Raw genomic sequence first — 10,006 nt, 5'->3', positions numbered from 1 at the left:
TTCCCACGCAGAGCGTGGGAACGATCATCACAGTGCTGATTCCTTTGTAGTAGAGAGCTTTTGTGGCGAGGGAGCTTGCTCCCGCTGGGCAGCGAAGCGGCCCCAAAAGCGCTTGTCGCGGTGAGTCTGGTAGACCGCACTTTCCGGGCTTACGACTGCTGCGCAGCCGAGCGGGAGCAAGCTCCCTCGCCACGGTTCTGTGATCCTTCCGTCTGGATCGATAAATTTTCCTTGCCCGCCCGAACCGGTTTCGGTTATCACTTTGTACATGATTAGACAGGTTCGATTTGACAAGAAACAACGGGTGGTCGACGAACTCATCCGGCGCATCGAAAGCGGCCTCCTCGAGGACGGTTTTCAGTTGCCGGGTGAGCATCAGTTGGCTCAAGAATTCAAAGTCAGCCGCGGCACTTTGCGTGAAGCCCTGGCCGAATTGAAACGGCGCAATTACATCGCGACGCAAAGCGGGGTGGGTTCCATCGTCACCTTTGACGGTGTGGTCCTCGACCAGCGCAGCGGCTGGGCCCAAGCCCTGGCCGACAGCGGAGCGCTGGTCAATACCGAGGTGCTGCGGCTGGAGGCGGTGACTCGCCCCGACCTGCTGTCGCGGTTCGGCACTGACCAATTCATCACGCTCGACCGTCGCCGCCGTTCCAACGACGGTACGCTGGTTTCCCTCGAACGCTCGCTAATGCCCGCCACCGGAGGCCTGGAAAGCCTGCCGCGGGTCGGTCTGATCGACAATTCCCTGACCATCACCCTGGCTGCCTATGGCTACATCGGTGAGCGTGGCGATCAATGGATCGGCGCCGAACCATTGAATGAACTGGATGCCGAGTTGCTGGGGCGCCCGGTCGGCACGGTCTTTCTCAAGGCGCTGCGTACAACTTACGACCGACAGAACCGCTTCATGGAGCAAGTGGAAAGTTTGCTCGACCCTGTGCATTTCCGTCTGCACCTGCAATTTGGAACGTCGAAATGACTGCGCTCAACCGTGCCTTGGGCGCGTTCTACGGTCTGGCTTTGGGCGATGCCCTGGGCATGCCGACGCAATCGTTGAGTCGTGCTGCAATCCAGGCGCGTTTTGGCCAAATCACTGACCTTGAAGATGCCGGCCCAGATCAACCGATCGCCGCCAACATGCCCAAAGGCTCGATCACCGATGACACCGAACAGGCTATCCTGGTCGGCCAGTTGCTGATCGAGGGCGAAGGTCGCATCGAACCGTCGGTGCTTGCCCAGCGCTTGATCGATTGGGAAGCGGTGATGCAGGCCAAGGGCTCGCAGGATCTGCTCGGCCCTTCGACCAAACGCGCCATCGAGATGATCCTCGCGGGTCATTCACCGGAAGAGGCGGGGCGCTACGGCACCACCAATGGCGCGGCGATGCGCATTACGCCGGTCGGGATCGCGGCGGATGTCGTCGATCCGCAGCGTTTCATTGAAGCGGTCGTGCAGGCCTGCCAGGTCACCCACAACACCACGCTGGGGATTTCAAGCGCGGCGGCGGTGGCGGCGGTGGTGTCCGCCGGGATCAATGGCATGGACCTGGGCGAAGCATTGAACCTCGGTCAGCAAATCGCCCAGCAAGCAGAAACCCATGGTCACTGGGTCGCCGGCGGACGCATTGCCTCGCGCATCAGTTGGGCGCGGAGCATCAGCGTTGACAGCGACAAAGCGCTGCTGGCGGATCTGATGTACGACGTGATCGGTACGTCGGTGGCTTCGCAGGAGTCGGTGGTGGTGTCGTTTGCCCTGGCCCAGCAGGTGGCCATCGGCGAAATGAATGCTTTCGAAGCGTTGTGCATGGCCGCCAGCCTTGGCGGTGACACCGACACCATCGCAGCGATTCTCGGCGCGATGCTTGGGGCCTGCCTGGGCCTTGAGAGTTGGCCGGTCGAGATGATCGACAAGGTCAAGGCCGTCAATGATCTGGAGCTTGAGCCTTTGGTGCAAGGGCTGCTGGTTCTGCGCTGATTTTTGGATCAAGCCGATATTCTGTGGCGAGGGAGCTTGCTCCCGCTCGGCTGCGCAGCAGTCGTAAACGCTGACGACTCGGTGTGCCTGCTTCACTACTGTCGCAGGTCTTGGGGTCGCTTCGCGGCCCAGCGGGAGCAAGCTCCCTCGCCACAGGGCTGTAGTGTCGATATCCGATTTGCCCACAACCACAAAAATGGCAACAGGAGCATTTTTCATGAGTTCATCAAACGCCGGGCAAAGTGCCGGGCAACTGGAAACACGCGGCATCGAACCGGTGCCGGAATCCGAGTGCAATGGTCATCCGTTGCAACTGTTCTGGGTCTGGTTTGCCGCCAACATTTCCATCCTCGGCCTGCCATTGGGTGCGACCCTCGTGGCCTTTCGCGGTTTGGCGATCTGGCAGGCAATCATCGTTGCGATCCTCGGCGCCGCCGGTTCATTTGCGGTGGTCGGCATCATCTCGATCGCCGGTCGTCGCGGCCGCGCACCGAGCCTGACCTTGTCGCGAGCGATCTTCGGCGTACGCGGCAATATCGGCCCGACCCTGGTTTCGCTGATGTCGCGGCTGGGCTGGGAAACCGTCAACACCACCACCGCCGCGTTCGTGCTGCTCTCACTGTGCTCGATCCTGTTCGGCTCGCCGGTGGAAGCGAAAAGTGCGCCTGCGCTGACGCTGCTGTTCATCGCGATTTTCGTCTTGTTGACCTTGTCGGTGTCCGGCCTCGGTCATGCGACATTGCTGGTCATTCAGAAATGGGCGACCTACGTCTTCGGCGCGCTGAATATTCTGGTCGGCGGCTTCCTCTGCGCCACCATCGACTGGAGCGCGGTGTTCAACGCTACGCCTGCGCCGATCAGCGCGATGATCATCGGCATCGGCACCATGGCGGCCGGCACCGGGATCGGTTGGGCCAATGCCGGTGCGGACATGTCGCGCTATCAGCACCGCAGCGTCAAAGCCGTACGCCTGGTGGCTTCGGCGGCATTCGGTGCGGGGATTCCGCTGGTGCTGCTGATCACCCTCGGCGGCCTGCTGTCGGTGGGCAACAATGACTTGGCCCAGGCTACTGACCCGATCATCGCGATCCGCGACATGCTGCCGACCTGGATGGCCGTGCCGTACCTGATCACTGCTTTTGGTGGCTTGCTGCTGTCGAACAATCTGTCGGTGTATTCCGCCGGTTTGACCACGCTGACGCTCGGGCTCAAGGTCAAGCGCGTCTACGCCGTGGTGGTCGACATCGTCGCGATCTTTGCTGGCTCGATTTACTTCATGCTGATCGCCGACAGTTTCTACGGCCCGTTCATTACCTTCATTTCTTTGCTGGCGGTGCCGATCACGGCATGGGTCGGGATCTTTGTGGTCGACCTGATTCATCGGCATTACTACAGTCCCAAGGACTTGCTGGATGTCAGCCCGAGCAGCGCTTATTGGTATCGCGGCGGTGTGGAATGGCGCGCATTCAGCGCGTGGGCCATCGCCATCGTGCTCGGTTTCAGCTTCACCACCATCGGCACCACGGCCGAAAATGTCTGGTTCAAGGGCTTCCTGTCCGACTCGTGGCTGGGGCACAACGGCCTCGGCTGGATCGTGACTTTTGTCGTGGCTGGCGGGATTTATTTTGTACTCGGTGGGGCGAAAGACCGTCGCGCCGCGCTTACCGAGAATGCTCATGCCTAAGATGCTGCACACCGGCCAGGTCATCATCGACCTGGTGATGGCCGTGGATAAATTGCCGCAAGCAGGGGGTGACGTATTAGCGCAATCCGCCAGTTTCGAAGCCGGCGGCGGGTTTAATGTAATGGCCGCCGCGCAGCGCAACGGATTGCCGGTGGTGTACCTCGGGCGACACGGCACCGGGCGTTTCGGTGATCTGGCCCGCGACGCCATGAGCGCGGAAGGCATCCGTATCGGCATTACAGATCCGGCCGAACGTGATACCGGGTTGTGCGTCGCGATTACGGACGCCTCGGCCGAGCGTAGTTTCGTGTCCTACATCGGCGCCGAAGGCGAATTGAGCGCCGAGGATTTGGCCAGTGTCCCGGCCGAGGCGGGCGATTTTGTCTACGTCAGCGGCTACAGCCTGCTGCATGTGGGCAAGGCGCAACCGTTGGTGGACTGGGTGCTTGCGCTGCCGAAAGGTGTCAACGTGGTGTTCGATCCGGGGCCACTGGTGGATTCACCTGATGAGCCGCTGATGCAGGAATTGCTGCCGCGCATCGACGTGTGGACCAGCAACAGCGTCGAAGCACTGAAGATTACCGGCGCTGCGGATATTGCTCAGGCACTGGATCGACTGGTCGGCTATCTACCGCAGGATGTGCTGATGGTGGTGCGTGATGGGCCGAATGGCTGCTGGATCAACCAGGGTTCCGAGCACAGGCATGTGCCGGGATTCAAGGTCGAGGCCGTGGACAGCAACGGTGCCGGTGATGCTCATGCGGGAGTGTTCATCGCCGGATTGGCCCAGGGGTTGGACGCACAGGAGGCGGCGCGTCGGGCCAATGCGGCGGCGGCATTGGCGGTCACACGCTGGGGGCCTGCGACGTCGCCCGGGTCTACAGAGGTGGATGCGTTGATCCGTAATACTTTCGGCGGCTGATCCGTCGCGATCGCCAGCAGGCTAGCTGCTAGCGATCGGGCCTTCAAATAAAAACATAAACCAGCCTTAACCAGCCTTGCGCAACGCCTCGATCAACTCCTGCTTGCGCATTGACGAGCGCCCGGGAATGTCTTTCGCCCGGGCTTCTTTCATGAGGCTGTCCACAGTCTGGGTATCGCGAGAAACTTTGCTGTTACGCGAATGACCTTCACGACTCGCCACTGCGCGCCGCGATGACTCCTTGCGATCTTCAGCCTTCGCACTGGCCGGTTTCTTGCGCCCGGAACCGCCAGCCCTTTCTCCGCCGCCGGACTGTTTGTTCACGGTTGCCCAGGCACGAGCTTCGGCTTCGTCCTTGGACACACCTTTGTTTTCGTAGCTGTCTTCGATGTGTTCGGCCTTGCGTTTTTGCTCGGCGGTGTATTTGTCTTTGCTTCCACGAGGCATGGGATTTCTCCTGGCTTCAGAGTCATTCAGACATCCAGTTTGCGTGCGGCCTCAACGCCAGCGGCGCTGAGTTTGATCGGCAGGTTCAACGAGTGTTCGCCGGCTTCGTTGCACTGCACATTGCCGTGCTGGATCAAGCCGCGGTCCTGCAATTCGGCGAGGGTGCTGGCCACGACTTTCTCCCCCCGGTAATTGTCCAGGACCTCCTTGCCCAGTCCGCTTGGATGGGCGTGCAGCAGGCGGGTGAGGACTTCTTTTTCCAGGTTTTTATCGACGTTCATGGTTACCTCTTCATGGCGATGGGTAGGTCTTGCGGCGAACTTACTGGCTCACTCCACCTTCGGAGCCTGAGCCACCGGTGGTGGTTTTCGAGCCAACGCCGGGGCCGGCGTTGTCGGGTGTCTTGGTGTCCGGCAGGTTCAGGCCGCCCTGGCGGCCCATATCGTTGCCTTGAGTCCGTGGGTCAGTACCCGTGGACGGCGGCAGGCTGTCGTCGACGCCCGTACCGTTGGTGTTCATGCCGGGGGCGCTTTGGATGGCGGGAGCCTTGGTCGGTTCGACCGGATTGGTCGGGCCGGTGCCGGACGCGGTGGTCGCAGCGACAGCGAACGGGGAGAGCAGGGCAGCAAAGGCTAGAGCGGGCAGCCTGGACATGATCATGGTGGTGTCTCCATTGATTTAGAGTCCTTACCTGATGTTGGTCCGCCCCTGTTTCTGATTGGTGCCTGATGAACGACGAACGGTTTCGCCCGGCTGCGATGTCTCGCCACAAATCACTCACCGACTTAGTATGGCGTTTTCCACTTTTGACAAGGCACGTCCATGACGATCGAAATCCGCCCGGCGACCCCCAGCGATGCGCCGCAAATTCTCGCGTTCATCACTGAACTGGCCGACTACGAACGTGCCCGCCATGAAGTCATCGCCAGCGTCGCCGACATCGAGCGCAGTCTGTTCAGCGAAGGCGCAACGGCCCATGGTCTGATCTGCCTGCGCGATGGCTTGCCGATCGGCTTCGCGGTGTTCTTCTTCAGCTACTCCACGTGGCTGGGCAGCAACTGCCTGTACCTCGAAGACCTCTACATCACCCCCGAGCAGCGTGGTGGCGGGGCGGGCAAGACGTTGTTGCGCCATCTGGCCAAAATCGCCTGTGCCAATGACTGCGGCCGTTTTGAGTGGAGCGTGCTGGAGTGGAACACCCCCGCCATCGATTTCTACAAATCCCTGGGTGCGCAGCCGCAGGAGGAATGGGTTCGCTATCGGATGGATGGGAAGGTGTTGAGAGAATTCGCCGAAGGTAATTGAACCGCTCTCTGTAGGCGCGAGCCTGCTCGCGAAAAAATCGCAAACACCACAGGGTTTCAGGCTTCCCCCATTATCGTTGACGACCATCGCCAGCAGGCTGGCTCCTACAGGAGGCTGTCGCAGGCGATGGTTTTTTTTTGGTATTGTTCCAATATATGGGATTGATATTTATATATTGAGATTTACCTACGCCAAGGTTTATAGTCCCGCTCACTCACTGCCAAAAAACAAAACAGGTGAAGCGATGCTGGCGCAATTGATCGCGCTCGATTGGGGGACAACCTCATTACGTGCTTACAAACTTGCCGAAGGCGGCCAGGTCCTTGAACAGCGCTCGCTGTCGTCGGGGATCATGCAGTTGCCCAAGGCGCCGCGACTCATCAACGGTCGTGAATGCACCGACGGTTTTGAACTGGCTTTTGACGAGGCTTGCGGCGACTGGCTCGATGCTCAGCCAGATTTGCCGGTGATAGCCTGCGGGATGGTCGGGAGCGCCCAGGGCTGGCGTGAAGCGGCCTACTGCGATACGCCGGCGAATGTCGCCAATCTCGGAACTTCCCTCCAAACCGTGCGCAGTCTGCGCGGTGTCGATGTGCATATTGTGCCGGGTGTGATTCAACGCTCGCGCCTGCCAAACGTGATGCGTGGCGAAGAAACCCAGGTACTCGGTGTTCTGCAAACGCTGGCGGACGAGGCGGGCGCCGGCCTGTTGATCGGCCTGCCAGGCAGCCATTCAAAATGGGTGGAAGTTACCGATGGCTGCATCGTGCACTTCGATACCTTCATGACCGGTGAAGTCTTCGCCGTACTCAGCGAACACAGCATCCTGGGGCGCACCCAACAGCGCGGCGGCGCGTTTGATGGCGATGCGTTCGATCGCGGGGTGCAGGTCGCGTTGTCGGCGGACGGTGAGATCGGCGTGCTGTCGACTTTGTTCAGCGCCCGCAGCCTCGGATTGACCGGCGAGCTAAGCGCTGCGGCGCAACCGGATTATCTGTCCGGCCTGTTGATCGGCCATGAGCTGTCGGCCCTGGCCAATGCTCAACGGCGTCGTCGCAACAGCGTGCATCTGCCATCAATCATCCTCATCGGCAATTCCCAACTCTGCACTCGTTATAGCCGCGCCCTCGACGCTTGCGGCTTTGCCCGAGTGTCCCTGGCCGAGCAGGCCACCGAACGCGGGTTGTGGCAGTTGGCGCTGGCCGCCGGCCTGATCCGGCTCAACCCAATCCGTTAAACCTGACTGGAGTCCTGACATGCTCAAACAAGCACTTGCGCAAAACGGTCTGATCGCGATCCTGCGCGGCCTGCATCCGCAAGAAGCGGCCGCCATCGGGGAAGTCCTGTACGCCGCCGGTTTCCGGGTTATCGAGGTCCCGCTCAACTCTCCTGTGCCGTACGAAAGCATCCGTATCCTGCGCGATACCTTGCCCGCCGATTGCCTGATCGGTGCGGGGACAGTGCTGACTGCGGAACAGGTCGAGCAGGTGAAAGCGGCGGGCGGGCAGGTGATCGTCATGCCCCACAGCGACCCGAAAGTCCTGCGCGCAGCGAAATCAGCCGGGCTGTACCTGTCACCGGGCGTCGCTACACCGACCGAAGCGTTCGCGGCACTGGCTGAAGGCGCGGACGTGCTGAAAATGTTCCCGGCCGAGCAGATGGGGCCGGCAGTCGTCAAAGCCTGGCTCGCGGTGCTGCCGGCCGGAACTGTCCTGTTGCCCGTCGGCGGGATTACCCCGGACAACATGCAGGCGTTTATCGACGCGGGCGTCAAAGGTTTCGGCCTCGGTTCGGGCCTGTTCAAACCGGGCATGACCCCGGAGCAAGTGGCGGCCAATGCCAAGGCCTATGTCACTGCCTGGAAAGCCCTTCGCTAAGACTTTTTTGGCGCTGCGAGCGCTGCATCTAACAAGAGAGACAATCAGATGAAAATCACCAAACTGACCACCTTCATCGTTCCGCCGCGCTGGTGCTTCCTCAAGGTTGAAACCGACGAGGGCGTGACCGGCTGGGGCGAGCCCGTGGTCGAAGGTCGTGCTCACACGGTGGCGGCTGCCGTTGAAGAATTGTCCGATTACCTGATCGGCAAGGATCCGCGCAACATCGAAGACATCTGGACCGTGCTCTATCGCGGCGGTTTTTACCGGGGCGGGGCGATTCACATGAGTGCCCTGGCCGGTATCGATCAGGCGTTGTGGGACATCAAGGGCAAGGCGCTGGGCGTGTCGGTCAGCGATCTGCTGGGTGGCCAGGTTCGGGACAAGATCCGCGTGTATTCGTGGATCGGTGGTGACCGTCCGGCAGACACCGCGCGAGCAGCCAAGGAAGCGGTCAGCCGTGGTTTCACTGCAGTGAAAATGAACGGCACCGAAGAGCTGCAATTTCTCGACACCTTCGAGAAAGTCGACCTGGCCCTGGCCAATGTCGCCGCCGTGCGTGACGCGGTCGGCCCGAACGTCGGCATCGGCGTCGACTTCCATGGCCGCGTGCACAAGCCGATGGCCAAGGTACTGATGAAGGAGCTTGATCCGTACAAGCTGATGTTCATCGAAGAGCCGGTGCTCAGCGAAAACTACGAAGCGCTGAAGGAACTGGCACCGCTGACCAGCACGCCGATTGCCCTCGGCGAGCGGCTGTTCTCACGCTGGGATTTCAAGCGTGTGCTCAGCGAAGGCTACGTTGACATCATCCAGCCGGATGCATCCCATGCTGGCGGCATCACCGAAACCCGCAAGATCGCCAACATGGCCGAGGCCTACGACGTGGCGCTGGCGCTGCATTGCCCGCTCGGCCCGATTGCCCTGGCGGCGTGCCTGCAACTGGACGCTGTTTGCTACAACGCGTTCATCCAGGAACAAAGCCTGGGCATCCATTACAACGAGAGCAACGACCTGCTCGACTACATCAAAGACCCACGGGTGTTCGACTACGACAAAGGCTTCGTGAAGATCCCCAATGGCCCGGGCCTGGGCATCGAGATCAACGAGGAATACGTGATCGAACGCGCCGCCGTCGGTCACCGCTGGCGCAACCCGATCTGGCGCCATGCCGATGGCAGTTTCGCCGAGTGGTGATCACCTCCTGAATCACCAGTAAACCTGTGGGAGCTGGCTTGCCAGCGATGACGGCCGCACATTCAACAGTGATGTGACAGATCCACCGCTATCGCTGGCAAGCCAGCTCCCACAGGGTTCAGTGCAAGGCCACAGGCCGACCTCAATAAACATAAAAAGAGGCACTCCCCATGCAACCGCAAACCCTTACCGGGCAGGCGTCGTTGGCGGCGCCCAGCCGCAAGCGTTTTTTCATCATGGTGCTGCTGTTCATCACCGTAGTGATCAACTACCTGGACCGCAGCAACCTGTCGATTGCCGCTCCGGCGCTGACCAGCGACCTGGGCATCGATCCGATTCACGTCGGCCTGATTTTCTCCGCGTTCGGCTGGACCTACGCCGCCATGCAAATCCCCGGCGGCTGGCTGGTGGACCGGGTACCGCCGCGAATCCTCTACACCGCCGCTTTGCTGCTGTGGTCGATTGCCACGGTGATGCTCGGGTTCGCTGGCAGCTTCATTGCGCTGTTCGTCCTGCGCATGGCCGTCGGTGCTCTCGAAGCACCGGCCTATCCGATCAACAGCCGCGTGGTCACCACCTGGTTCCCCGAGCGCGAAC

Annotated in this window: 12 protein-coding genes; 9 read left to right on the top strand and 3 right to left on the bottom strand. The window is 60.8% G+C overall.

Going from position 1 to position 10,006, the window contains the following annotated elements; genetic code table 11:
* The first annotated feature begins 268 nt into the window (after positions 1-268).
* The 4 genes from D8V06_RS11580 to D8V06_RS11565 all read left to right on the top strand — a co-directional run bounded on the left by D8V06_RS11580 (position 269) and on the right by D8V06_RS11565 (position 4,583).
* Positions 269-982 carry a GntR family transcriptional regulator gene (locus D8V06_RS11580; RefSeq protein ID WP_056855918.1) on the top strand — a complete coding sequence of 238 codons (714 nt, stop codon included), beginning with the start codon at positions 269-271 and terminating at the stop codon, positions 980-982.
* The gene (locus tag D8V06_RS11575) at positions 979-1,977 is read left to right on the top strand and encodes an ADP-ribosylglycohydrolase family protein (protein ID WP_056855917.1); all 999 of its coding nucleotides are present in this window, start codon (positions 979-981) and stop codon (positions 1,975-1,977) included. Before D8V06_RS11580 ends, D8V06_RS11575 begins: the two co-directional genes overlap by 4 nt.
* 217 nt (positions 1,978-2,194) lie before the next feature.
* Positions 2,195-3,661, top strand: coding sequence for a cytosine permease (locus D8V06_RS11570; protein WP_130904421.1), 1,467 nt, complete (start codon positions 2,195-2,197; stop codon positions 3,659-3,661).
* The gene (locus tag D8V06_RS11565) at positions 3,654-4,583 is read left to right on the top strand and encodes a PfkB family carbohydrate kinase (RefSeq protein ID WP_130930995.1); all 930 of its coding nucleotides are present in this window, start codon (positions 3,654-3,656) and stop codon (positions 4,581-4,583) included. Before D8V06_RS11570 ends, D8V06_RS11565 begins: the two co-directional genes overlap by 8 nt.
* 66 nt (positions 4,584-4,649) lie before the next feature.
* On the opposite strand, the gene D8V06_RS11560 is transcribed toward D8V06_RS11565, so the two are convergent.
* Genes D8V06_RS11560 through D8V06_RS11550 form a run of 3 tightly spaced genes read right to left on the bottom strand, consistent with a single transcriptional unit; the run spans position 4,650 to position 5,690 of the window.
* The gene (locus D8V06_RS11560) at positions 4,650-5,030 is read right to left on the bottom strand and encodes a Rho termination factor N-terminal domain-containing protein (protein ID WP_130907331.1); all 381 of its coding nucleotides are present in this window, start codon (positions 5,028-5,030) and stop codon (positions 4,650-4,652) included.
* A 26-nt stretch (positions 5,031-5,056) separates the two neighbouring features.
* On the bottom strand, positions 5,057-5,311 hold the full coding sequence (locus D8V06_RS11555; protein ID WP_130904420.1) for a hypothetical protein: 255 nt from the start codon (positions 5,309-5,311) through the stop codon (positions 5,057-5,059).
* Positions 5,312-5,351: 40 nt separating this feature from the next.
* A complete protein-coding gene (locus D8V06_RS11550) occupies positions 5,352-5,690 on the bottom strand; it encodes a hypothetical protein (protein WP_130930994.1) in 339 nt (112 codons plus the stop codon).
* Positions 5,691-5,852: 162 nt separating this feature from the next.
* Between D8V06_RS11550 and D8V06_RS11545 the strand changes: the two genes are divergently transcribed.
* From D8V06_RS11545 to D8V06_RS11525, 5 genes are all read left to right on the top strand, one after another.
* Entirely contained in the window at positions 5,853-6,335 is a 483-nt protein-coding gene (locus D8V06_RS11545) for a GNAT family N-acetyltransferase (RefSeq protein WP_056855912.1), read from the top strand.
* A gap of 244 nt (positions 6,336-6,579) precedes the next feature.
* The gene (locus tag D8V06_RS11540; RefSeq protein ID WP_130930993.1) at positions 6,580-7,572 is read left to right on the top strand and encodes a 2-dehydro-3-deoxygalactonokinase; all 993 of its coding nucleotides are present in this window, start codon (positions 6,580-6,582) and stop codon (positions 7,570-7,572) included.
* 19 nt (positions 7,573-7,591) lie between these two features.
* The gene (locus D8V06_RS11535) at positions 7,592-8,212 is read left to right on the top strand and encodes a 2-dehydro-3-deoxy-6-phosphogalactonate aldolase (RefSeq protein WP_056855910.1); all 621 of its coding nucleotides are present in this window, start codon (positions 7,592-7,594) and stop codon (positions 8,210-8,212) included.
* Between the two features lie 48 nt (positions 8,213-8,260).
* Positions 8,261-9,409, top strand: coding sequence for a galactonate dehydratase (dgoD, locus tag D8V06_RS11530; RefSeq protein ID WP_056855909.1), 1,149 nt, complete (start codon positions 8,261-8,263; stop codon positions 9,407-9,409).
* A 170-nt stretch (positions 9,410-9,579) separates the two neighbouring features.
* Positions 9,580-10,006: MFS transporter (locus D8V06_RS11525; RefSeq protein WP_130930992.1), on the top strand; the 427-nt coding region annotated here is incomplete at its 3' end.

It is taken from the genome of Pseudomonas sp. Sample_24, assembly GCF_004307605.1.
Taxonomy (GTDB): domain Bacteria; phylum Pseudomonadota; class Gammaproteobacteria; order Pseudomonadales; family Pseudomonadaceae; genus Aquipseudomonas.
Note: the sequence above shows the minus strand (reverse complement) of the source record. Positions and strands in the feature narration are given on the sequence as shown.